General features: G+C 64.2%; 23 protein-coding genes. 11 read left to right on the plus strand and 12 right to left on the minus strand.

Annotated features, from left to right (window positions below; genetic code table 11):
• Positions 1–158: 158 nt before the first annotated feature.
• Both purQ and AB3L03_RS31220 read left to right on the plus strand, forming a co-directional pair.
• Positions 159–860, plus strand: coding sequence for a phosphoribosylformylglycinamidine synthase subunit PurQ (gene purQ, locus AB3L03_RS31215; protein WP_368507650.1), 702 nt, complete (start codon positions 159–161; stop codon positions 858–860).
• Entirely contained in the window at positions 857–1,828 is a 972-nt protein-coding gene (locus AB3L03_RS31220) for a tripartite tricarboxylate transporter substrate binding protein BugD (protein ID WP_317246114.1), read from the plus strand. The genes purQ and AB3L03_RS31220 overlap by 4 nt, the downstream gene beginning before the upstream one ends.
• 44 nt (positions 1,829–1,872) lie before the next feature.
• On the opposite strand, the gene AB3L03_RS31225 is transcribed toward AB3L03_RS31220, so the two are convergent.
• A complete protein-coding gene (locus AB3L03_RS31225; protein ID WP_368507651.1) occupies positions 1,873–2,271 on the minus strand; it encodes a RidA family protein in 399 nt (132 codons plus the stop codon).
• 153 nt (positions 2,272–2,424) lie between these two features.
• On the opposite strand from AB3L03_RS31225, the gene AB3L03_RS31230 reads away from it, so the two are divergent.
• Positions 2,425–3,021 carry a TetR/AcrR family transcriptional regulator gene (locus AB3L03_RS31230; RefSeq protein WP_085349363.1) on the plus strand — a complete coding sequence of 199 codons (597 nt, stop codon included), beginning with the start codon at positions 2,425–2,427 and terminating at the stop codon, positions 3,019–3,021.
• 31 nt (positions 3,022–3,052) lie between these two features.
• On the opposite strand, the gene AB3L03_RS31235 is transcribed toward AB3L03_RS31230, so the two are convergent.
• Together AB3L03_RS31235 and AB3L03_RS31240 are read right to left on the minus strand one after the other, a co-directional pair.
• Positions 3,053–4,009 carry a DMT family transporter gene (locus tag AB3L03_RS31235; RefSeq protein ID WP_026232967.1) on the minus strand — a complete coding sequence of 319 codons (957 nt, stop codon included), beginning with the start codon at positions 4,007–4,009 and terminating at the stop codon, positions 3,053–3,055.
• A gap of 75 nt (positions 4,010–4,084) precedes the next feature.
• The gene (locus AB3L03_RS31240; RefSeq protein WP_368507652.1) at positions 4,085–4,564 is read right to left on the minus strand and encodes a PaaI family thioesterase; all 480 of its coding nucleotides are present in this window, start codon (positions 4,562–4,564) and stop codon (positions 4,085–4,087) included.
• A gap of 183 nt (positions 4,565–4,747) precedes the next feature.
• Between AB3L03_RS31240 and purL the strand changes: the two genes are divergently transcribed.
• Positions 4,748–6,958 (plus strand): phosphoribosylformylglycinamidine synthase subunit PurL, encoded by a 2,211-nt coding sequence (gene purL, locus AB3L03_RS31245; RefSeq protein WP_247297271.1) that lies wholly within the window; start codon positions 4,748–4,750, stop codon positions 6,956–6,958.
• A 101-nt stretch (positions 6,959–7,059) separates the two neighbouring features.
• Here the strand turns inward: purL and AB3L03_RS31250 are convergent, their stop codons facing one another.
• Positions 7,060–8,238, minus strand: coding sequence for an acyltransferase (locus AB3L03_RS31250; RefSeq protein ID WP_368509096.1), 1,179 nt, complete (start codon positions 8,236–8,238; stop codon positions 7,060–7,062).
• Positions 8,239–8,426: 188 nt separating this feature from the next.
• Here AB3L03_RS31250 and AB3L03_RS31255 point away from each other — a divergent pair, with 188 nt between their 5' ends.
• On the plus strand, positions 8,427–8,600 hold the full coding sequence (locus AB3L03_RS31255) for a DUF1328 domain-containing protein (RefSeq protein ID WP_368507653.1): 174 nt from the start codon (positions 8,427–8,429) through the stop codon (positions 8,598–8,600).
• A gap of 186 nt (positions 8,601–8,786) precedes the next feature.
• Here AB3L03_RS31255 and AB3L03_RS31260 read toward each other — a convergent pair whose 3' ends face one another.
• On the minus strand, positions 8,787–9,146 hold the full coding sequence (locus AB3L03_RS31260) for a DUF427 domain-containing protein (RefSeq protein ID WP_018455532.1): 360 nt from the start codon (positions 9,144–9,146) through the stop codon (positions 8,787–8,789).
• A gap of 210 nt (positions 9,147–9,356) precedes the next feature.
• On the opposite strand from AB3L03_RS31260, the gene AB3L03_RS31265 reads away from it, so the two are divergent.
• Together AB3L03_RS31265 and AB3L03_RS31270 are read left to right on the plus strand one after the other, a co-directional pair.
• Positions 9,357–9,593 (plus strand): BolA/IbaG family iron-sulfur metabolism protein, encoded by a 237-nt coding sequence (locus AB3L03_RS31265; RefSeq protein ID WP_007602284.1) that lies wholly within the window; start codon positions 9,357–9,359, stop codon positions 9,591–9,593.
• Between the two features lie 24 nt (positions 9,594–9,617).
• On the plus strand, positions 9,618–10,811 hold the full coding sequence (locus AB3L03_RS31270) for a low temperature requirement protein A (protein ID WP_368509097.1): 1,194 nt from the start codon (positions 9,618–9,620) through the stop codon (positions 10,809–10,811).
• A 25-nt stretch (positions 10,812–10,836) separates the two neighbouring features.
• On the opposite strand, the gene egtD is transcribed toward AB3L03_RS31270, so the two are convergent.
• A complete protein-coding gene (gene egtD, locus AB3L03_RS31275) occupies positions 10,837–11,808 on the minus strand; it encodes an L-histidine N(alpha)-methyltransferase (protein WP_085384329.1) in 972 nt (323 codons plus the stop codon).
• Positions 11,809–11,860: 52 nt separating this feature from the next.
• Entirely contained in the window at positions 11,861–13,153 is a 1,293-nt protein-coding gene (egtB, locus tag AB3L03_RS31280; protein WP_162496424.1) for an ergothioneine biosynthesis protein EgtB, read from the minus strand.
• A 240-nt stretch (positions 13,154–13,393) separates the two neighbouring features.
• Here egtB and grxD point away from each other — a divergent pair, with 240 nt between their 5' ends.
• Genes grxD through AB3L03_RS31300 form a run of 4 tightly spaced genes read left to right on the plus strand, consistent with a single transcriptional unit; the run spans position 13,394 to position 16,872 of the window.
• Positions 13,394–13,720 carry a Grx4 family monothiol glutaredoxin gene (grxD, locus tag AB3L03_RS31285; RefSeq protein ID WP_007602294.1) on the plus strand — a complete coding sequence of 109 codons (327 nt, stop codon included), beginning with the start codon at positions 13,394–13,396 and terminating at the stop codon, positions 13,718–13,720.
• 3 nt (positions 13,721–13,723) lie between these two features.
• Positions 13,724–14,275, plus strand: a complete 552-nt coding sequence (locus AB3L03_RS31290) for an O-acetyl-ADP-ribose deacetylase (RefSeq protein WP_018455537.1) — start codon at positions 13,724–13,726, stop codon at positions 14,273–14,275.
• Between the two features lie 46 nt (positions 14,276–14,321).
• Positions 14,322–15,608: a serine hydrolase gene (locus tag AB3L03_RS31295; RefSeq protein WP_026232971.1), complete on the plus strand. Its 1,287-nt coding sequence runs from the start codon at positions 14,322–14,324 to the stop codon at positions 15,606–15,608.
• A 1-nt stretch (position 15,609) separates the two neighbouring features.
• Positions 15,610–16,872: a serine hydrolase domain-containing protein gene (locus AB3L03_RS31300; protein ID WP_368507654.1), complete on the plus strand. Its 1,263-nt coding sequence runs from the start codon at positions 15,610–15,612 to the stop codon at positions 16,870–16,872.
• Here the strand turns inward: AB3L03_RS31300 and AB3L03_RS31305 are convergent, their stop codons facing one another.
• The 5 genes from AB3L03_RS31305 to AB3L03_RS31325 form a co-directional block, all read right to left on the minus strand.
• Positions 16,873–17,940, minus strand: a complete 1,068-nt coding sequence (locus AB3L03_RS31305) for a low specificity L-threonine aldolase (RefSeq protein ID WP_247337337.1) — start codon at positions 17,938–17,940, stop codon at positions 16,873–16,875.
• A 90-nt stretch (positions 17,941–18,030) separates the two neighbouring features.
• On the minus strand, positions 18,031–18,648 hold the full coding sequence (gene rpsD / locus AB3L03_RS31310) for a 30S ribosomal protein S4 (RefSeq protein ID WP_007602315.1): 618 nt from the start codon (positions 18,646–18,648) through the stop codon (positions 18,031–18,033).
• Positions 18,649–18,844: 196 nt separating this feature from the next.
• Positions 18,845–19,612: an acyltransferase gene (locus tag AB3L03_RS31315; protein ID WP_018455541.1), complete on the minus strand. Its 768-nt coding sequence runs from the start codon at positions 19,610–19,612 to the stop codon at positions 18,845–18,847.
• A gap of 105 nt (positions 19,613–19,717) precedes the next feature.
• Positions 19,718–20,101 carry a cupin domain-containing protein gene (locus AB3L03_RS31320; RefSeq protein ID WP_018455542.1) on the minus strand — a complete coding sequence of 128 codons (384 nt, stop codon included), beginning with the start codon at positions 20,099–20,101 and terminating at the stop codon, positions 19,718–19,720.
• A gap of 62 nt (positions 20,102–20,163) precedes the next feature.
• Positions 20,164–20,937, minus strand: coding sequence for an HpcH/HpaI aldolase/citrate lyase family protein (locus AB3L03_RS31325; RefSeq protein ID WP_085349355.1), 774 nt, complete (start codon positions 20,935–20,937; stop codon positions 20,164–20,166).
• Positions 20,938–20,958 lie beyond the last annotated feature (21 nt).

The raw sequence follows: 20,958 nt of genomic DNA on the forward strand, positions 1-20,958 counted from the left end.
TAATCCCGGGCGAATCGATCGGCCGATGGCGGGCTATGGCCTGTGCACAACGCTCGCGGCCGAGGCTAGCACTGGTAAAATCCCCGTCAAATGGATATGTCTGCTCACGATTTGGCAGCCGTGCCAGCCCCATTCAATCTTCGTTCGGAACCTCTGCCATGAAAGCCGCCATCCTCGTCTTTCCCGGAATCAACCGCGAGCGCGACATGGCGCGTGCCTTGAGGCTGATCTCGGGCAGCGAGCCCGCGATGGTGTGGCATGCCGAGACGTCGCTGCCTGATGGCACCGACCTCGTGGTGGTGCCCGGCGGGTTCTCCTATGGCGATTATCTGCGCTGCGGCGCGATTGCGGCGCGGGCGCCGGTGATGGACGCGGTGCGCGACTATGCGGCCAACGGCGGCCTCGTGCTCGGCGTCTGCAACGGTTTTCAGATCCTCTGCGAGTCCGGCCTCTTGCCTGGCGTCCTGATGCGCAATGCGCGGCTGAAATTCATCTGCCACGACGTGCATCTGCGCGTGGAGCGCTCCGACACGCCATTCACGCGCGGCTACAATGCCGGGCAGGTGATCCGCGTGCCCATCGCGCATGGCGAGGGCAATTATGCGGCGGACGCGGAGACCATCAAGCGGCTCGAAGGCGAGGGTCGCGTCCTTTACCGCTATTGCTCGGCTGACGGCGCGATCGACGATATCAGCAACATCAACGGCGCCGCGCAATCCATCGCCGGCATCGTCAACGACAAGGGCAACGTGCTCGGCATGATGCCGCATCCGGAAAACCACGTCGAAGACATCATGGGCTGCACCGACGGTCGCGGCCTGTTCGCCGGCCTCACCGCGCATCTGGAAAAAGCCGCGTGATTGCGTTCGTGCTGAAGCGGCTGCCGGCCGCTGTCGCCGTCGTTGCGTTCGCGACGGCCGCGTTCGCACAGGATTTCCCCAAGCGTCCCGTCACCATGATCGTGCCGTTCGCGGCCGGCGGCACGTCCGACGTGATCGCGCGCACGGTTGCCGAGCAGATGGGCATCGCGCTCGGCCAGACCATCGTCATCGAGAACGTCGCCGGCGCCGGCGGATCGACCGCACTGGCGCGCGCCTCCCGTGCCGAGCCTGACGGTTACACCATTGCGATCGGCAATGCCGGCACCAACGCCGCGACCTATACGATCTATCCAAAGCTGCCGTTCACGCCGGACTCCTTCGTGCCGATCGCCATGGTGGCGAAGACGTTCGGCATCATCGCCGTGCGCAAGGATTTTCCGGCAAAGGACCTGAAAGAGTTCATCGCCTACGCCAAGGTCAATCCGGGCAAGATCAATCTCGGCCATGCCGGCGTCGGGTCCTCGAACTACCTGATCTGCAAGAGCTTCGTCACAGCCGCCGGGATCGACGCGACGCTGGTCGGCTATCGCGGCGCCGCCCCCGCGCTCACGGATGCGATCGGCGGCCAGATCGACGGCGTCTGCGATGCGGCAGCCTCCGTCTCGCAGTCGATCAACGAGAAGCTGGCGCGCGGGCTCGTGGTCGGCTCGACCGTGCGGCTCGCGACCCTGCCGGATCTGCCGACGTCGGCCGAAGCCGGCCTGCCCGAATTCGAGGCGCAGGGCTGGAACGGCCTGTTCGCGCCCAAGGGCACTCCGCCGGCGGTCATTGCCAAGCTGAATGCCGCCGCGCGTACGGCCGTGGAAACCGACGCGGTGAAGAAACGGTTCGCCGACCTCTCGACCGTTGCCCCCGATCCCGACGAGCACACGCCCGAGGTGCTGCAAAAGCTCGTGACGCGCGACGTCGAGAAGTACCGCAAGATGCTGGCCGACGACGCCAAGTAATAGCGCGAGGCTCCTGACGGTTGGCATCATCGCCACGAGAACGCTTACCCCGCAGCAGGAATGCGGGCGATCACCTTGATCTCGAAGTCGAACCCGGCAAGCCAATTCACTCCGACTGCCGTCCAGTTCGGATAGGGTGCCTCCCCGATCTCCGCAGCGCGAATTGCCACCACCTTCTCGATCTGCGTGGCCGGATCGGTATGGAACGTGGTGACGTCCACCACATCGTCCAGCGTGCATCCGGCCGCTGCGAGAACGGCACGCAGATTGGCAAACGCGCGTCGGACCTGGTCCTCAAACACCGGTTCGGGCGAGCCGTCCTCGCGACTTCCAACCTGCCCGGAGACGAAGAGCAGGTCGCCGGACCGGATCGCGGCCGAATAGCGGTGCGCTTCATAGAGGGCGTGGCGGCCGGCCGGGAAGATTGCGTCGCGCTTGGGCATGTCTGGATCCTTGATTGATGGATGGCGGTCGCAGCTGTGGTGGGCAGGGCCTGCCACTGGATTTCCACGAGCTGTTCATATACGTAGCGTATGTGGAATATGGATCACATACGGACCGTATGTCAATGGGGTCGGCAAATGGAGTTGGGAAGCATGGCGAAGGGCAAGCGCGCCGAGGCGATGGCGGAAAGTCGGGCCAAGCTCATCCGGGCCGCGCGCAGGGCGTTTGCCACACAAGGCTATGCAGCCGCGTCGATGGACGAGCTGACTGCTTCCGTCGGACTGACGCGGGGCGCGCTGTATCACAACTTCGAAGACAAGAAGGGGCTGCTCTGGGCCGTCGTTGAGCAGATCGACAGCGAAATGGCGGAACGGCTCCGCACGGCCCGCGAGCAAGCGCCGAGCTTGTGGCAAGGACTGCTTGCAGAGGGGACCGCCTATATCGAGATGGCGCTCGATCCTGAAATTCAGCGCGTCATGCTTCTGGATGGACCGGCCGTGCTCGGTGATCCATCCAAGTGGCCCGGCGAGAATGCCTGTCTTGAGATTACCATGCGAACCATTCGGTCGCTGATCGAACAGGGGATTGTGAAGCCCGTCGATGTCGAAGCGGCGGGACGCTTGCTGAACGGGGCTGCGCTGAGCGCAGCGCTGTGGGTCGCCGCAGCCGACGATCCGCCAGGCGTCCTGACCAAGGCCGTTGACGCCTTCCAAGCGTTGGCGAGCGGATTGTTGCGCAAGCCGCATTGAGTGCCTCGTGCCGAACGGCGGAAGCAGCGGGTCACCGCAGCTTCAACCGCTCCGTCGGCACCGTCATCGCGGCGACGCCCGCCATGACCAGCACCAGTCCCAGCGCCAGGTTCGAGGGCACGCTCTCGCCGAGCAGCAGCACGGAGAGGCCGACGCCAATCGGGATACGCAAATAGCCTTGTGCGTTCGTCGTCAGCGTGCCGAGCCGTCCCAGGCACATGTAGAACAGCATCAGCCCCAACGCGCTGGAGACTATGCCCATGACAATGGTGGCTGTGATCGCGGTCGGCGTCGGGTGCAGCGTCCAGGGCTGGTCGACGATCAGCGAAGGCGGCAGCAGCACGAGGCCGCCGAACAGCAGCGAGCCGGCTGCCACCACCATCGGATCGTATTCGGACAGCCGCAGGCCGAAGATCGTGGCGCAGGCGAACGAGATGGTGGCGAGCAGGATGGCGATCTCGGCCACGATCTCGCTGCCGAAGCCGCGCAGCGCATCCAGGCCCACGATGACGATTGTGCCGGCGAGGCCGAGGAGCGCGCCCAAGAGCTTCAACAGCGTTGCCGGCTCGTGACGCGTGATCAGCGAGGTGATCAGGAAGGCGAAGATCGGCGTGGTCGAGGCCAGCACCACCGTGTTCGACGCCGGCACATATTGCTGAGACCAGGTGATGATCAGGAACGGAAAGGTCGAGTTGATCAATTGCTGGGTCGCGAACAACTTCCACGCCTTGGCGTCGGTCGGGATCCTGACGCCGCGCATCCACAGGATCGCGAACAGGAAGGCGGCCGCGATCAGCGAGCGCGCCGAGATGAAGGTCACGGGCGGGATCGTATCCAGCGCGAGCTTCGCCAGCGGATAGGTTGAACTCCAGCAGCAGGCCAGCGCGAACAGCAGCGCATAGTCGCGCCAGTTGCGCGCGCCTGTGGCGGGCATGGACGGCAATTGCGAGACTGTGGCCCGCCCCGTCGGCGATGTGCTCTGCGGCACCTTGATGTTGCTCCCCGGCGCGACAGCGCTGGACACAAGTCTGGGCGAGGGGGCGCCAAAAGGGAAGGCGGCGAGCTATGCGTTTGGCTGCGGTGCCGGCTTCCGCTTCACCCGCTTGATTGTGCCGGAGAAGGTGAAGAGAGGCCGCCCGGCTGATGTCAGCTTGCCGCGCAGGAAGATCAGCGAGCCGCCGGCGCGGGAGACCTCGCCGACGCATTCGATCAGCTCGCCTTCGCGCGCCGCGTCGAGGAAGTCGCAGGCAAAATTGGTGGTCACCGCCGGCCCATCCAGTTCGTGGGTGGCGATCGCGAACAGGCAATAGTCGGCAAACGCCATGAAGCAGCCGCCATGGACGTTTCCGGAGCCGTTGAGGTGCTTTTTCTCGACCCGGAACGCCGAGCGGACGCTGCCGTCGTCCTCGATCTTGTGCCAGAACGGGCCGATATGGCTCTCAAAACTGTCACGAATCCAGGTTCGCCAGCCCTGGAATTCCCCATCGGTGGCGACGTGGAGGTCGGGGCGGCGAGGCGGGGGCGCTTTGGTCAATTCATGCAAGGAAATGGGCCTTCAATTGCGGGTCTTTTGTCCTTAAATCCGATCTGTCCGCGCTGTGCAATTCCTGTTCCCGCAGCCCCCGGCCGCAAAACGTGGGACAGCGGGAAAATGCGCCATAAAGGGCTTTTCCAAGCCGTCCGATGTTCCTAAGAACGGCCAACCGCCGTCGAAAGCCCAAATTCCATGAAGAACGAACCCAAGATCACCCCCGAGCTGATTGCCGCCCACGGGCTCAAGCCCGACGAGTATGAGCGCATTCTCAAGCTGATCGGGCGGGAGCCGACCTTCACCGAGCTCGGCATCTTCTCGGCGATGTGGAACGAGCACTGCTCGTACAAATCCTCGCGCCTCCATCTCAAGGGCTTGCCGACCAAGGCGCCCTGGGTGATCCAGGGCCCGGGCGAGAATGCCGGCGTGATCGACATCGGCGACGGCCAGGCCGTGGTCTTCAAGATGGAGAGCCACAACCACCCGAGCTACATCGAGCCTTACCAGGGCGCGACCACCGGTGTCGGGGGCATCTTGCGCGACGTTTTCACCATGGGCGCGCGGCCGATCGCCTGCCTCAACGCGCTGAGCTTTGGCGCACCGGAGCATGCCAGGACGCGGCATCTCGTCTCCGGTGTCGTCGCTGGCGTCGGCGGCTACGGCAACTCGTTCGGCGTGCCGACGGTCGGCGGCCAGGTCCGTTTCCACACCCGCTATGACGGCAACATTCTCGTCAACGCGATGGCGGTCGGCCTCGCCGATACCGACAAGATCTTCTATGCCGCCGCCTCCGGCGTGAACATGCCGATCGTCTATCTCGGCTCCAAGACCGGCCGCGACGGCATCCACGGCGCCTCGATGGCCTCGGCCGAGTTCGACGACAAGTCCGAAGAGAAGCGTCCGACCGTGCAGGTCGGCGATCCCTTTGCCGAAAAGCTGCTGTTAGAGGCTTGTCTCGAGATCATGGAGAAGGGCTGCGTCATCGCGATCCAGGACATGGGCGCGGCGGGCCTGACCTGTTCGGCGGTGGAGATGGGCGCCAAGGGCGACCTCGGCGTCGATCTCGATCTCGACGCGGTGCCGACGCGCGAGCTCGGCATGAGCGCCTACGAGATGATGCTCTCGGAGAGCCAGGAGCGCATGCTCATGGTGCTCAAGCCCGAGAAGGAGAAAGAGGCCGAGGCGATCTTCAAGAAGTGGGGCCTCGATTTCGCCGTGGTCGGCTACACCACGCCGAGCAAGCGCTTCGTGGTCAAGCATGGCGGTGACGTCATGGCCGATTTGCCGATCAAGGAGCTCGGCGACGAGGCGCCGCTCTATGATCGCCCGCATGTCCCCTCCGCCGCGCTGCCGGTCGTGCATGCGCGCGAGGTGGCGGCGCCGATGGGTCTCGGTGCCGCGCTCGAAAAGCTGATCGGAACGCCCGATATGTGCAGCAAGCGCTGGGTCTGGGAGCAGTATGACCACGTCATTCTCGGCAACACCATGCAGCGTCCCGGCGGCGATGCCGCGGTTGTGCGCGTGCAGGACGGCCCGAAGGGCTTGGCGCTGACCGTCGACGTGACGCCGCGCTATTGCGAGGCCGATCCGTTTGAAGGCGGCAAGCAGGCGGTGGCGGAAGCCTGGCGCAACATCACCGCGGTTGGCGGCAAGCCGCTTGCGATCACCGACAATCTCAATTTCGGCAATCCTGAGCGGCCCGAGATCATGGGCCAGTTCGTCGGCTGCCTGAAGGGCATCTCGGAAGCCTGCCGTACGCTCGACTTCCCGGTCGTGTCCGGCAACGTCTCGCTCTACAACGAGACCAACGGCCGCGCGATCTTGCCGACGCCCTCGATCGGCGGCGTCGGCCTGCTCGATGATTTCACCAAGTCCGCGTCGCTCGCCTTCAAGGCCGAAGGCGAGGCGATCCTCCTGATCGGCGAGACTCATGGCTGGCTCGGCCAGTCCGTTTACTTGCGCGACATCTGCGGTCGCGAGGAGGGCGCGCCGCCGCCGGTCGACCTCGCGGCTGAGAAGCGCAACGGCGACTGCGTGCGCGGCATGATCCATGCGGGCACCGCGACCGCCGTGCACGATCTGTCCGACGGGGGCCTGCTGATTGCGCTGGCCGAGATGGCGATGGCGGGCGGCATCGGCGCCAAACTGCTCGCGGCGCCGACCTCCTTGGTGCCTCAGGCCTATTGGTTCGGCGAGGACCAGGCGCGCTATCTCGTCACCGTGCCTGAAACCGAGGCCGGCCGCGTGCTCGCCAAGATGCGCGGCTGCGAGGTGCCCTGCGTGCGGATCGGCACCACCGGCGGCGACGCGATCGCGATCGCGGGCGAGGCGCCTGTAACGATCGAGGCGCTGCGGACCTCGTTCGAGCGCTGGCTGCCGGAATATATGGGCGGGAAGGCAGCCTGAGGGGCTGAACCGGTAGCCCGGTTGAGCGAAGCGATATCCGGGTCTTTGTCGTGAGGTTTCCCGGATATCGCTACGCTCATCCGGGCTACGGGTATCGCGCCTCACAACACGTGCGACGCTCCCGGAATCTTCCGTAAGGCCGCCGTCAGACCCCAGCTCAGGATCACCGTAAGCACGAAGCCGATCGCAGCCTTCACGATCGCCGGCAGGCTGTAGTCGAACAACGCGTACTGGATCCACAACGCGATCGGGTAGTGCACCAGGAAGATGCCGTAGGCATCCGCCTGCATGCGGTCGAGCAGGTTCGGGCCCGGCGACTTCTGGTGCAGGAAGAACGCGAGAATCGCGAGCAGGATCGAGCCTGAGAACAGCACGAAGAACGTACCGTAGATCGCCTGATACCAGTGCGGTTGTGGGTCGGGATTACCGAGGATCTCGCGCTTGATGTAGATCATGCCCCACATCAGGCAGTAGGCGATCAGCGTGGCGATCACCCACAGCCAGCGCTGTTTCGGCAACTGCCCGCCGGCGCTGAGGATGCCGCGATCGAAGTTGGCCGCTCCAACGCTGACGCCGATAAAGAAATAGGCGAAGTAGAGCAGGATGCGGCTCGCCTGCACCGAGAACGGCCCGAGCTCGAACCATTTGCCGCCGCCGAAATAGAGCAGCGCCGGCACGTAGGCGATTGCCGTGACGACGACGAGCAGCAGCCAGAATACGGCCGGCTGGTCGAATCCGCGCAGCGACACCCGGTTGCCCGGGTCGACCAGACGCGCGGAGACCCGGTAGAGCAGGCTCGCGGTCAGGTCGAATGCCAGCAGCACCCACACGAACCAGATCGGGCCGCTCGGCCACGGGCCAACCGTGATCGTCTTCCACCAGAACGCCGTGAAGCTCAGCCCGGGATCGTGCCGCAGCGCGATCGCGTAATAGGCGAGCGGGATGACGGTGAGCGCCGCGATCGCGAACGGCAGCCCGAGCCGCAACAGGCGGTCGCGGAGAAAAACTGACGGCGCCTTGCGCGCGATGCCCGGCCAGGTGAACAGTCCCGACAGGAAGAAGAACATTGCCATGAAGAAGCTGTCGGTGGCCAGCACGACCACGTCGAAACCGGCCCAGGACGCCGGATCGGTGTGCCCGAAATAGGTGTAGGGAATCACGGCGTGGTGCAGCAGCACCACCAGCGTCAGGAAGGTGCGGGCGCGATCGAGCGACAGATTGCGCGCCTTGGCCCTCGGCGCCGCGTGCGCCTCTGCCCCGATCGTCGCTGAATGTGACATCGTCATCGTGGCCGCCCCGGTCGCGCTTCTGTCCCGCCCGGACTTTGCCGCCGGGAACCGGATTCAGCAAGGGTCGTTTGGGACGCCCGCAGGCCTGAGACCGCCAGGAACCAGTTCCCTGCGACGAAGTTAGCGTTCGCCAAAAGGGCTTGAGGACCGCGGCAGGCGGTACAATTTCGGAGCTGGCGATGACGATCCTGAAATGGGCACTGATCTTCTTACTTATCTCGATCGTAGCCGGCGTGCTCGGCTTCACCGGGATCTCGGCCGCCTCCGCCGACATCGCCCGCTTCCTGTTCTACGTGTTCGTCGCGATCTTCCTGGTGCTGCTGATCCTGGGGCTGACGATATTCAGGGCGTAGCGGGGGCGCTGCCCACGCACACAGTCGTCATGCCCGGGCTTGCCGTCTTCGCTGAAGCTTCGCCGGCCCAACATTATAGCCCGGCGAAGCCTCGGCGGAGCCGGGTCCCGGGCATCCACGTTGTTCTGTATCCGCGATTGCCCAAAACGTGGATGGCCGGGACGAGCCCGGCCATGACGGAAGCAGCTACCCCAATTCCTCGATCTTCACCTTGTCCGGATAGAAGGCGAGATGGCCCGAAATCTCGGTCATCGCGGGAAAGGGTGCCTCATAGGTCCAGATCGCGTTGTCCAGTGTCTTGCCGTCCGCCTTGACGCTGTAATAGCTCGCATCCCCCTTGTAGGGGCAGTGGGTGACGCGGTCGGTGCGCTCCAGCAGCGCCATGTTGGCGTCCTGCCGCGGCACATATTGCACCGCCGGATATTTCGCCTCTTTCAGCGTCAGCGCTTTGGTGGTCTCGGCGATCACGATATCGCCGGCTGTGACGCGGACGCGCCGGGGATTTGGGGTGATGGTGATGGGGTGGTCGGGCCCTGGAAGCTTCATGATTTCACGCCTTTTTCGATCACTCTGCCGCGCGCGGCACTTTGTCGTGGCTTTATCCAGATCGGATCACCGATATAGTGCCGGAAGGCGTGACGTAGAAGGCCGTTCACGCTAAGTTTGGCCGCGCCGGAAGGTTGGCTTTGTAGAACCGGACCCCGGCAGCGATTCGACGACAAGACTGATTGCAGCCGAGACAGGAGCACGACCCGAATGCCAATGGACGCCCACGATATCGAGGCGATGATCAAGGCGGCGATCCCCGATGCCGAGGTGACCATCCGTGACCTCGCCGGGGACGGCGATCACTATGCCGCGACCGTGATCTCGGAGACCTTCCGCGGCAAGTCCCGCGTCCAGCAGCACCAGATCGTCTATCAGTCCCTCCGCGGCCAAATGGGCGGCGTGCTGCATGCGCTGGCGCTGCAAACCGGGGTGCCGGGCGCTTGATCTGATCGTGACGGGGGGATGACGATGGCTGCGGACAATCCGCGCGGCGCGATGTTTCGCGTCATCCTGCCAAACCAGCACAGCCGCGTCACCAATGCCGAGCTGTTCTTCGACCTGGTCTTCGTTTTCGCGATCACGCAGGTCTCGCACACACTGCTGCACCATTTCACGCCGCTCGGTGCCGTGCACGTCGCGGTGCTGTTTCTCGCGGTATGGTGGGTGTGGGTCTACACCGCCTGGGTCACCAACTGGCTCGATCCCGAGCTGACGCCGGTCCGGATCCTGCTCTTCCTGATGATGCTGGGCGGCCTCGTGCTGTCGACGACGATCCCGACCGCCTTCGAGGGGCGGGGCCTGTGGTTTGCGATCGCTTACGCAACGATGCAGGTCGGGCGCACCGCCTTCTGGATGATTGCCACGCCGCGGCATCGAACTGCGGTCCGGCACAATGCGATCCGCATCCTGACGTGGCTCTCGGTCTCCGCGATCTTCTGGATCCTCGGCGGCCTCGCCCATGACGAGGCGCGGCTATGGTTCTGGATCGTGGCGCTGACGATCGAATATGTCTCGCCGGCGGTGCGCTTCTGGGTCCCCAAGCTGGGCTTCTCGTCGGTCGAGGCCTGGGCGGTCGAAGGCGGCCACATGGCCGAGCGCTGCTCGCTGTTCGTCATCATCGCGCTTGGCGAGGCCGTTGTCGTCAACGGCGCGACGTTTGCCGAGCTTGACTGGACCGCGGACAACATTTCGGCCTTCGTCTCCGCGCTGGTCGGCAGCATCGCGATGTGGTGGGTCTATTTCCACAAGGGCGCCGAGGCCGGAGCCGAGCGCATCTCGAGATCCGCCGAATCCGGCCGCTTGGCGCGGCTCGCCTACACCTACCTGCATATGCCGATCGTCGCCGGCATCATCCTGACCGCGGTCTCCGACGAACTCGTGCTGAAGCATCCGGTGGGGCATTCAGATGTCAGGATCATCGTGAGCACGATCGGCGGGCCGCTGCTGTTCCTGGTCGGCACCATCCTCTTCAAGCACGCGATCCGCGGCTTCCTCCAGCTCTCGCACGGGATTGGCATCATCGCGCTCGCGGCACTGTGGTGGTTTGCCGCCGAACTGTCGCCGCTATGGCTGTCGGTCGCCGCGACGGTGATCATGATCGTTGTTGCGGTATGGGAGTCGGTTTCGCTGGGATCGACGCCGGAAGAAGCCGAGGAGCATTGAGCCGCCGCCATTGGCGCCGGAGCGCTTACTCCGCCACCTCCAGCGCGTGCACTGAGAACATCTTCGCCGCATCCGTCCAGCTCTCGCGCACCCGCCAACCCGCGCCTTGCGCCAGCGTCGCGAAGCGCTCGATGCTGTATTTGTAACTGTTCTCGGTGTGGATGCTCTCGCCGGCGCGGAACGAAAAGCTGGTGCCGAGCAGGCGCACGGTCTGGCTCTTCTTGCTGATCAGGTGCATCTCGATGCGGTGCCGCTCGCGATTGTAGATCGCGCGATGGGTGAAGGCGGAAAGGTCGAAATTGCCGCCGAGCTCGCGGTTGATCCGCACCAGCACATTGAGATTGAAGCGAGCGGTGACGCCGGCGGCATCGTTATAGGCGTCGTGGAGCAGGCGCTCCTCCTTCTCGAGATCGGCGCCGATGATCATCTGCGCGCCGCGGCCCAGAATGGCGCGTGCGCTCTTCAGGAAGGCCTGCGCTTCATGCGGCTCGAAATTGCCGATGGTCGAGCCTGGGAAGAACCCGACCTTGGGCATGGTCGCCACCGCCTTGGGCAGCTCGAACGGCGTGGTGAAGTCGGCCGCCACCGGGTAGATGCCGAGTGACGGAAAATCCCGCTTCAGTCCGTTTGCCTGCGCCGTCAGGAAGTCGCCGGAGATGTCGACGGGCACATAGGCCGCGAACTTGCAGTGGTTGAGCAGCAGGCGGACCTTTGTGGTCGCGCCTGCGCCGAATTCGACGAGGGCCGCGTGCTCCGGAATGATTTTCGCGATCTCGCTGCCGCGCTCCTTCAGGATCGCTAGCTCCGTGCGCGTCGGGTAATATTCCGGCAGCCGCGTGATGGCCTCGAACAATTCAGATCCGGCCGCATCGTAGAAATATTTCGGCGACAGCTTTTTAGGCTGCTGCGACAGGTCCTCGATGGCCTCGCGGGCAAAGGCGGTGGTCTGTTCGTCGGGAAGATGGGCTTCGGCCAAGGCGCTAGCGTGCACATTCATGATACTCTCCTGAACGCGCTGTCCGGCGCGCATTTGTCGTCGGATGAGAATTTTACTCGTAGTCGGCGAGCCGCAGTCCCGTGAATTGCCAGCGGTGGTGCGGATAGAAGAAGTTGCGATAGGTGATACGGCTGTGCCCCTCCGGAGTTGCAAGCGAAGAGCCGCGCAGCACCAGCTGGTTGACCATGAACTTGCCGTTGTATTCGCCGAGCGCGCCTTCGATCGCGCGATAGCCGGGATAGGGCGAGTAGGACGATCGCGTCCACTGCCAGACGATGCCGAAGGCATCGTTGAGCTGGCCCGAGCGGGCCGCGACCTCCCATTCCATCTCGGTCGGCAGATGTTTTCCGGCCCAGCGCGCAAAGGCGTCAGCCTCGTAATAGCTGACGTGGCAGACGGGCGCGTCGGGATCGACCGGCTTGAGGCCGGCCAGCGTCATCACATGCCATTGGCCGTCGATCTCGCGCCAATGACCGGGGCAGTCCCAGCCCTCGTTGTTCACGGCCGCAAAACCGTCCATCAGCCACAGCGTTGCGGTCCGGTAGCCCCCGTCACGCATGAAGGCGAGCCATTCGCGATTGGTGACGAGATTGCGTGCGAGCTTGACCGGGCCGACGAGGGCGCGGTGCGCCGGCTTCTCGTTGTCGAAATGAAAACTATCATCGACGTGACCGACGGTGTGGATGCCTTCGTTCAGCGTCAGCCAATCCTCGCTGGCCGGCGTCGCGGCCGGGAAGCGCCAGTCCGGATCATAGGCCGGCGGGATCGGGTTCTGCGCGAAGGCGTGCAGGATGTCGGTGAACATCAATTCCTGATGTTGCTGCTCGTGATTGAGGCCGACCTCGACCAGCGGCGCGATCTCGCGAAGCTTGTCCTCGCCGGCGTCGCGGAAGAATTTCACGACGGCAGCGTCGACATGTTTTCGATAAGCGCCGACCTGATCGGCGCTCGGACGGGTGATGTCGCCGCGGTGATTGCGGGAATGGCGCGGACCGGCGCTGACGTAATAGGAATTGAACAGGAAGGCGAAGTCAGGGTGAAAGGGCCGGTAGCCCGCACAGTGCTCGCCGAGCACGAACTGCTCCCAGAACCACGTGGTGTGCGCCCTGTGCCATTTCGTCGGGCTCGCATCCGGCATGGACTGGATCTGCTGGTCCTCCGGCGACAGTGGCGCGGCCCGGCGCTCCGTCTCGTCGCGAACGGCGAGAAACGCGTCTTCCAGCCTCTGGGCAAGGCCGCCCAAATCGACCGACAGTGACGGAGCGGGGGCCGGAGCGGAGGCTTGTTTCGTCACGTTTTTCTCCAGACAGGACAAGAGAACGTTGTTGGTGTGGACGGGTTCCAAAACGCCGGGTTCGTCCTAGATAGGGGCTCCGTGACGGTATGAAAGTCCTCCCTGACGATGATATTCGTGGCATCATGCAATGGGCCGGTGCAGCCGAGAGCGGTCCACAAGAGGCAGCTCGCCGCCATTTTACTTTGGATGCACAACGGTTTGGGCTACATATATACCCAGGTATCGGGTTAGATCGGCGGAGCCAGCCCGAAGCAATTGGAGTGGGCTCCGCCCCATAAGGACACGGATATGAGCATCGAGGAATTCATCGCCAACGAAGTGAAGTCGAACGACGTGGTTCTGTTCATGAAGGGCACACCGCAATTTCCGCAGTGCGGGTTCTCCGGCCAGGTCGTCCAGATCCTCGACCACATCGGCGTCGGCTATAAGGGCCTCAACGTTCTCGAATCCGCCGAACTGCGCAACGGCATCAAGGACTATTCGAACTGGCCGACCATTCCGCAGCTCTATGTGAAGGGCGAGTTCGTCGGCGGCTGCGACATTGTCCGCGAGATGTTCCAAGCCGGTGAATTGCAGCAGCTCTTCTCCGAAAAGGGCGTCGCTGTCGCGGCCTGATACGTGACCCAGCTGACGCGCCGGATCGGCGGCGCGGAGCTCAAGGTCATCGTTGCTGACATCACCACGCTGAGCGTTGACGCCATCGTCAACGCGGCCAACACGTCGCTCCTGGGTGGGGGCGGCGTGGATGGCGCGATCCATCGGGCGGCCGGGCCCGAGCTTCTAGCCGCGTGCCGGAAGCTCGGAGGATGCCCGACCGGCGATGCCAAGATCACGAAGGGCTACCTTCTCCCTGCGCGTCATGTCATCCATGCAGTCGGTCCGGTCTGGCACGGCGGCACTCGCGGTGAGGCAGAGGCGCTGGGCTCCTGTTATCGCCGTGCGCTTGAGCTCTGCGGGGCCAATCAGCTGACCTCCGTGGCGTTCTCCGCGATTTCGACCGGGGTTTACGGCTTTCCAGCCGACCAGGCCGCGAAGATTGCGGTCCATGCGACCATTGAGGCCCTGCCGGCCGCGCCGTTGGTCGTCGACGTCATATTTTGCTGTTTCTCGGAAAAGAGCGCGGCTCTGCACGCGGACGCTTTGGCGCGGTACGGCGGCCCTTGTGCCTGATGACGTGGTCGGTACACTCCGCCGGGCCATGTTCCGGGGAGGGGATATGATTTCACAGTCTGGACTGCGCGCGCTTGTCTGCGCCGCGCTTGTATCGTTAGGTACGATGTCGTTCGCGCGGGCGGAGGGCACCTACGAGATTCCGGCCGGCGCGCATTTCAATCCGGACAAGCTCGCGAGGATCACCGAGTTCTTCAAGAACGAGGTCGCGACCGGCAAGATCGCAGGGGCAAACGTCCTCATCAAGCAACATGGCAAGCCCGTCTACCACGAAGTCTTCGGCGTGCAGGACGCCGTCAGCAAGGCGCCGATCACCGACAAGACGATCTTCCGCCTGTTCTCGATGAGCAAGGCGATCACTTCCGTCGTTGCAGTGAAGTTGATCGAGGAAGGTACGATCAAGCTCGACGATCCCGTCTCGAAATACATTCCCTCCTTCGCCAATGTGAAAGTCGGCGTCGAGAAGAAGGCCGAGGACGGCACCAAGTCGCTCGAGCTCGTGCCGCCCAACCGGCCGATGACGGTGCACGATTTGATGACGCACACCTCGGGCGTCACCTACGGCTTCTATGGCGACAGCCTGGTCCGCAAGGCCTATCGCGACGCCAACATCTATGCCGGCGATTTCGACCTCGCGGAGTTCGCCGAGCGCATCGCAAAACTGCCGCTGCACAACCAGCCGGGCGCGCTGTGGCAATACGGCCATTCCACCGACATCCTGGCGCGGGTCATGGAAGTCGCGGCCGGCAAGCCGCTCATCGAGATCGAACGGGAGAAGCTGCTCGACCCGCTCGGCATGGTCGACACCGGCTTCTTCGTCACCGATCCCGAGAAGCAGAAGCTGCTGGCGCAGCCGGTGCCGAACGACAGCGATTTCCGGGTCGGGCGGATCAACGATCCGACAGTCGTCAAGAAGATCCAGTTCGCCAGCGGCGGTATGGTCACGACCATGGCCGATTATGAGCGCTTTACGCAGATGCTGCTACAGGGCGGCAATCTCGACGGCAAGACGATTCTCAAGCCCGAGACGTTCAAGCTGATGGTGACTGACCAGATCGGCCTCAAGTCGGGCGTCGATCGCGATTATTTTTATTTCCCCGGTGACGGTTTTGGTTTCGGTCTCGGACTTGCGGTGCGCACCGACCCCGGCAACGCAAAACCGCCGCCGCCCGGCGATCTCGGCGAATTGAAATGGGATGGCGCCTCCGGCTGCTATTTCGTGGTCGACCCCAAGCAGGACATGTTCTTCGTGCTGCTGGAGCAGACCCCGACCGAGCGCCAGCGCGTGCAGCGAACATTGAAGCAGCTGGTTTATGAAGCGATGGAGAATTGACATGTTCGGGCGCCGCGCATTGATCGCGGCGCTCGTCCTTCTCGCCGGCGGCATCGTTGCGAAGGCAGGTTCCGAGAGACCTGCGGTCCACACGCTCGCGCCCGCGGGGCTGGCGAAGGTTTCCGACTACATCCGCAACGAGGTGGCCACCGGCAAGATCCCCGGAGCCATCCTGCTGCTTCAGCAGCACGGCAAGCCGGTCTATTATCAGAATTTCGGCGTCCGCGACGTCGCGACCGAACTCTCGATGAGCGCGGACACGATCTTCCGCCTCTACTCGATGTCGAAGCCGGTTACCTCAGTCATGGCGATGATGCTGGTCGAGGAGGGCAAGCTGTCGCTCGACGATCCCGTCTCGAAATACATTCCGGCCTTCGCCGGCATGAAGGTCGGCATCGAGAAGAAGGCCGAGGACGGCAAAGTCGCCCTGGTGCTGGAGCCGCTGGAGCGACCCATCACGATCAAGGATCTGCTGCGCCACACCTCGGGGCTGCCTTACGGCTATTACGGCGGCGGCATGGTGCGCGAGCTCTATGCGAACGCCAATCTCTTCAACAGCGATCTGACCAACGCCGAATTCGCCGCCAAGATCGCCACGCTGCCGCTTGTCGAGCAGCCCGGCACGGTGTGGGATTACGGCTATTCCACCGACGTGCTCGGCCGCGTCGTCGAAATCATTGCGGGAAAGACGCTGCTGCAGTTCGAGAAGGAGCGGCTGCTCGATCCGCTCGGCATGACCGAGACGGCTTTCTTCGTCGCCGATCCCGCCAAATTCCCGCGCATCGCCGAGCCGATGCCGGAGGATCGCAACATCAATCCGACGACGCAGGTCCGCGACATCAGGCGGCCTGCGACCTGGGAATCGGGCGGCGGCGGCATGGTCGGTACGATCGGCGACTACGCCCGCTTCGCCCAGATGCTGCTGAATGGCGGCACCTATGACGGCCGACGCTATCTCAAACCGGAGACCATTGCGCTGATGGCGTCGGATCATATCGGTTCGGAGACGAAGATCGCGCGCGACCAGAACTATTATCCGGGCGGGTCTTCCGGCTTCGGCCTCGGCTTCGCCGTGCGCACCTCGGTGCCTCCTGGAACAACGTGGCCGCTTGGCGAATATCGCTGGGACGGCGTCGGCGGCACGTTCTTCTTCATCGATCCCGAGGACGATCTGTTCGGGATCTTCATGGTGCAGACCCCGACGCAGCGCGGCCGGATTCAACTGGCGCTGAAGACGCTGATCTACCAGGCGATGGGGCGGTGATTACGCTCCGCGCACGATCTCGCGGATATATCCGATCGTCTCCTCGACCTGGCTCGCATTGACGTCGAGATGCGTGCAGGCGCGGATGCGGCCATCCATCATCGCAAGCGTCACGCCGCGCTGGCGCAGCGCCGCGACCATCTTGTCGCCGGGAATGCCGGTACCATCGGGCTTGAAGAACACCAGGTTGGTTTCGGGCTCCTGCACCTCGATGCCTGCGATCTGCGACAGTCCGCGGGCGAGCGCGCGCGCGTTGGCGTGATCGTCGGCGAGCCGATCGACATGATGGTCGAGCGCGTAGATGCAAGCCGCCGCGCAGATTCCGGCCTGTCGCATCGAGCCGCCGAGGCGCTGCTTCCACTGCCAGACCGCATCGATGAAGGCGCGCGAGCCCGCGAGCACGCCTCCGATCGGCGCGCCCAAGCCCTTCGAAAAGTCGATCCAGGCCGAATCCCACCCCGCGGTCATGTCGCGCGGAGAGATGCCGCTCGCAACTGTGGCATTGAGCAGGCGCGCGCCGTCCATGTGGGTGACGAGGCCATGTTGTTTCGCGATCGCGACGATCTCGTCGAGCGCGGCCTTCTTCCAGACCGTACCGCCGCCGATATTGGCGGTCTGCTCGACGCTGACCACCGTCTGCGGCGGCTGGTAGCGGGTACGCGGATGCAGCGCTCTGCGAAAGGTCTCCGGCGTGAACTGGCCGTCGGGTCCCTTCAGCTGCGTGACCTGGAAGCCGCCGATCGCGGCATGCGCGCCGCCTTCGCGCGCGATGATGTGGGCGCTCTCATGGGCGAGGATCTCGTCGCCGGGGCGGCAATGCACCAGCGTCGCGGTGACGTTGCACATCGTGCCTGACGGCATGTACACCGCGGCTTCCTTGCCGAGCAGCTCGGCCACGCGCTCGCACAGGGCGTTCACGGTCGGATCGTCGCCGACCTGCTCGTCGCCGACCTCCGCCCGCGCCATCGCCTCGCGCATCGCAGGTGTCGGCTTTGTCTGCGTGTCCGAGAGCAGATTGATGCGCACCGGCGGCGCCTTGGGATCGATCGGGGGAGGGGTATAGAGCATGCGACGCCTCCTGAAGGTAAACGGCCGCTGAAGTGTGGCTCTTTAAGCAAAAAAGGCCCCGGCGAACCGGGGCCTTTCGATATTCAGATCTTAGCGCGAATAGAATTCGACGACCAGATGCGGCTCCATCTGCACCGGGAACGGCACGTCGGAGAGGTGCGGGATGCGAATGTATTTCGCAGTCATCTTGCCATGGTCGACTTCGAGATAGTCGGGGGTGTCACGCTCGGAGAGCTGGCTGGCTTCGAGGACGTGGGCAAGCTGCTTGGATGATTCCTTGACCTCGATCACGTCGCCGAGCTTGACCAGATAGCTCGAGATGTTGACCTTGCGGCCGTTCACCTTGACGTGGCCGTGGTTGATGAACTGGCGCGCGGCGAAGATCGTCGAGACGAACTTGGCGCGGTACACAACCGCGTCGAGACGGCGCTCGAGCAAGCCGATCAGGTTCTCGCCGGTGTCACCCTTGAGGCGGCTGGCCTCGACGTAGATGCTGTGGAACTGACGCTCGGAGATGTTGGCGTAATAGCCCTTCAGCTTCTGCTTGGCGCGGAGCTGCACGCCGAAGTCGGAGAGCTTGCCCTTGCGGCGTTGGCCGTGCTGGCCGGGGCCGTATTCGCGGCGGTTCACGGGGCTCTTCGGGCGGCCCCAGATGTTCTGGCCCATACGGCGATCGAGCTTGTACTTCGCCTCACTGCGCTTAGTCATCGCGTCCTCTTCAGGTACTTGGTTTGAGGAAACGCGCCCTCCTGTGTGACGGGCTAGCCCGGCACTGACAGGTCCGATCCCAAAGCTTAAGGGACAGGACCACGGGTCGCGAAACGCTTCGCGGGCCGAAATCGGCCCGCGAGCAAGCGGCTTTTAGGGGGATTTGGGGCTCGCTGTCAATGCGAATGGCCCGGAATCACGTTCCGACTGCCCGGATCGACTTCGACCCGGCCGCACGCAATTCGGCAGCGATTTCAGTGTTCAGGACCTGTTCCAGCCGGGTCAGGACGCGGGCGATCGGGGCGGCGTCGGTGACCCGATGATCCCAGCGGATCACGACATGGATGGTCTGGTCAGGCCCGACCACCCCATAGCTGACGATGAAGGGGCCGGGCGTGATCGGGTGAAGCTCGCCACCGCCATAGGCGGCCACCGAGCTCACCGCGAAGCTGCCGAACCAGTTGCCGCGCTGCCGGCCGAAATTCAGCCCGATCGCCCAGGACAGCCGCCGCAACGGCAGCGGCAGGCGGGTCGCCCGCATGATCTTGCGAAACATGGGAATTTCGTCGATCGGGGCGGTCTTTGCGTGCCGGATCTCGGCGTCGACCGCAGTCAGCGTCATGGCCTCGGGAGCCGCGATTCGCTGCGGGATCACGCATTCCTCGCCGCCCTCGACCCGGGCAATGGCCACCGACGCTACGCTCTTCGGCAGCTCGTAAAGCGACGGCCAGGGCCATTTGGCATAGACGGTACGCAGGACCGGCTCGTCCCTGGCGACGAGGGCAAAAGCCTTGACGAACATGGCCGCCCAGCCGGCTGGCGCCATCGCGCCCGCGCGGGCCTCCAGCAGGGGGCCGATATCGAGCGAACGGGAAAGCGACACGAAGGGCACGCCCATCGAGGCGTGCATGAGGTCGATAATCAGGCGACGCGGCAGCGAAATGGTCTTGGGCGTCCCGCGCATCGCTCTTTGGTTTCCCCTGATTAAAGTTTGTGCAGCGAGCGGGGTTCCCGCTCGCCGCCTGCTCTAGCACGAACCAACCCGCGTGGGGCCGGTCGGTTCGCCGCATCAGGGCGCCGGCGAGGCCAGCGGCTTGGTCTTGTCGACGACGTAAACTCCAAGCACTTTCATAGCCTTGTCGCCGTGGGCTTTGGCGTCATGCACGACGCCCGCCGGGATCTGGTAGGAATCGCCGGCTTTCAGCCTCTTTTCCGGCTGCCCGTCGATGAGGAGATTGAGTTCACCTTCGAGCACGTAGCCGGTCTCGATGCCCGGATGGGTATGGCGTCCGGCCGCGCCGCCCGCCGGGACCTCCGCGATGGCCGTGATGGTGTTGTAGCCATCCGGAAACTCGACCTTCTGGAGCGGGGTGCGCTTGATGCCGGGCTGCTGGGCGAAGGCCGCAACAGCGAGGCCGGTGAAGGCGAGAGCGAGCAAAGTCTTTTTGAGCATGGTTTTTCCTCCCTGGAACGGCTGAGCCTAGCAGCGCCGCGGTTCCCGGCAAGACTCAATGGCTAGCGCTTGATCCCCTCGAACGCTGCCATGATGCCGCGCTGGAATAGCGACCAGTCGAAGCCGAGCGCGATCGCGCGGTAGCCGCGGTCGACCAGGGCGTTGGCCTGGTCCGCGGTACGGGCCACACCGCCGATCGGCACACCGCTTCTGAGGATGCCGGCCTCGGCCCGCGCCACCAGCTCCAGCAATTCCGGATCGTCCATCTGGCCGCGCTTGTTGATGGAGGTGGCGAGATCGCCGGGGCCGATCACAGCTACATCGATGCCGGGCGTGGCCATGATCTCGTCGATGCGGTTGACGGCGTCGACGTGCTCGATCGTGATCATGCAGATCATCTCGTCGTCGGCGCTGGCCATGTAGTCCGGCATCGACTGGCCCCAGCGGAATGGCGCATGGAACGGACCCCAGAGCCGATCGCCGCGTGGAGGATAGCGCACGCTGCGCACCGCTTTCTCGGCCTCCGCGCTATTGGTGATCATCGGGAAATTGATGCCGAAGGCGCCGATGTCCATCGGTGCCTTCGCAAGCCATGGCTCGTTCGCCGCGATGCGCACCAGCGGCGTGCATGGGGTGCCGGTGGTGGCCGCGATCATCGCATGTGCTTCGGTCAGTCCAATCGGCCCGTGCTCGAGATCGACGATGATCCAGTCGAGAGAGCGCGCCATGATCTGCACGGTCTGCACGCTCGGGATCGTCGCGATCGCGCCGAAGGCAGGACGACCCTCGCGCCAGAGCTGGCGAAGACGGTTGAGCGGCGTGGTCGGGACGGACATGGGAAGAACCTGTAGGAAACG

Origin of the sequence: Bradyrhizobium lupini, assembly GCF_040939785.1 — a bacterium.
Lineage (GTDB): Bacteria > Pseudomonadota > Alphaproteobacteria > Rhizobiales > Xanthobacteraceae > Bradyrhizobium > Bradyrhizobium canariense_D.

Bases quoted from the DNA above. Each gene is read 5' to 3' on its own strand.
- purQ (WP_368507650.1), top strand. From the start codon at position 159: ATGAAAGCCGCCATCCTCGTCTTTCCCGGAATCAACCGCGAGCGCGAC.
- AB3L03_RS31225 (WP_368507651.1), bottom strand. From the start codon at position 2,271: ATGCCCAAGCGCGACGCAATCTTCCCGGCCGGCCGCCACGCCCTCTAT.
- AB3L03_RS31230 (WP_085349363.1), top strand. From the start codon at position 2,425: ATGGCGAAGGGCAAGCGCGCCGAGGCGATGGCGGAAAGTCGGGCCAAG.
- purL (WP_247297271.1), top strand. From the start codon at position 4,748: ATGAAGAACGAACCCAAGATCACCCCCGAGCTGATTGCCGCCCACGGG.
- AB3L03_RS31250 (WP_368509096.1), bottom strand. From the start codon at position 8,238: ATGTCACATTCAGCGACGATCGGGGCAGAGGCGCACGCGGCGCCGAGG.
- AB3L03_RS31255 (WP_368507653.1), top strand. From the start codon at position 8,427: ATGACGATCCTGAAATGGGCACTGATCTTCTTACTTATCTCGATCGTA.
- AB3L03_RS31260 (WP_018455532.1), bottom strand. From the start codon at position 9,146: ATGAAGCTTCCAGGGCCCGACCACCCCATCACCATCACCCCAAATCCC.
- AB3L03_RS31265 (WP_007602284.1), top strand. From the start codon at position 9,357: ATGCCAATGGACGCCCACGATATCGAGGCGATGATCAAGGCGGCGATC.
- AB3L03_RS31270 (WP_368509097.1), top strand. From the start codon at position 9,618: ATGGCTGCGGACAATCCGCGCGGCGCGATGTTTCGCGTCATCCTGCCA.
- egtD (WP_085384329.1), bottom strand. From the start codon at position 11,808: ATGAATGTGCACGCTAGCGCCTTGGCCGAAGCCCATCTTCCCGACGAA.
- grxD (WP_007602294.1), top strand. From the start codon at position 13,394: ATGAGCATCGAGGAATTCATCGCCAACGAAGTGAAGTCGAACGACGTG.
- AB3L03_RS31295 (WP_026232971.1), top strand. From the start codon at position 14,322: ATGATTTCACAGTCTGGACTGCGCGCGCTTGTCTGCGCCGCGCTTGTA.
- AB3L03_RS31300 (WP_368507654.1), top strand. From the start codon at position 15,610: ATGTTCGGGCGCCGCGCATTGATCGCGGCGCTCGTCCTTCTCGCCGGC.
- AB3L03_RS31305 (WP_247337337.1), bottom strand. From the start codon at position 17,940: ATGCTCTATACCCCTCCCCCGATCGATCCCAAGGCGCCGCCGGTGCGC.
- rpsD (WP_007602315.1), bottom strand. From the start codon at position 18,648: ATGACTAAGCGCAGTGAGGCGAAGTACAAGCTCGATCGCCGTATGGGC.
- AB3L03_RS31315 (WP_018455541.1), bottom strand. From the start codon at position 19,612: ATGCGCGGGACGCCCAAGACCATTTCGCTGCCGCGTCGCCTGATTATC.
- AB3L03_RS31320 (WP_018455542.1), bottom strand. From the start codon at position 20,101: ATGCTCAAAAAGACTTTGCTCGCTCTCGCCTTCACCGGCCTCGCTGTT.
- AB3L03_RS31325 (WP_085349355.1), bottom strand. From the start codon at position 20,937: ATGTCCGTCCCGACCACGCCGCTCAACCGTCTTCGCCAGCTCTGGCGC.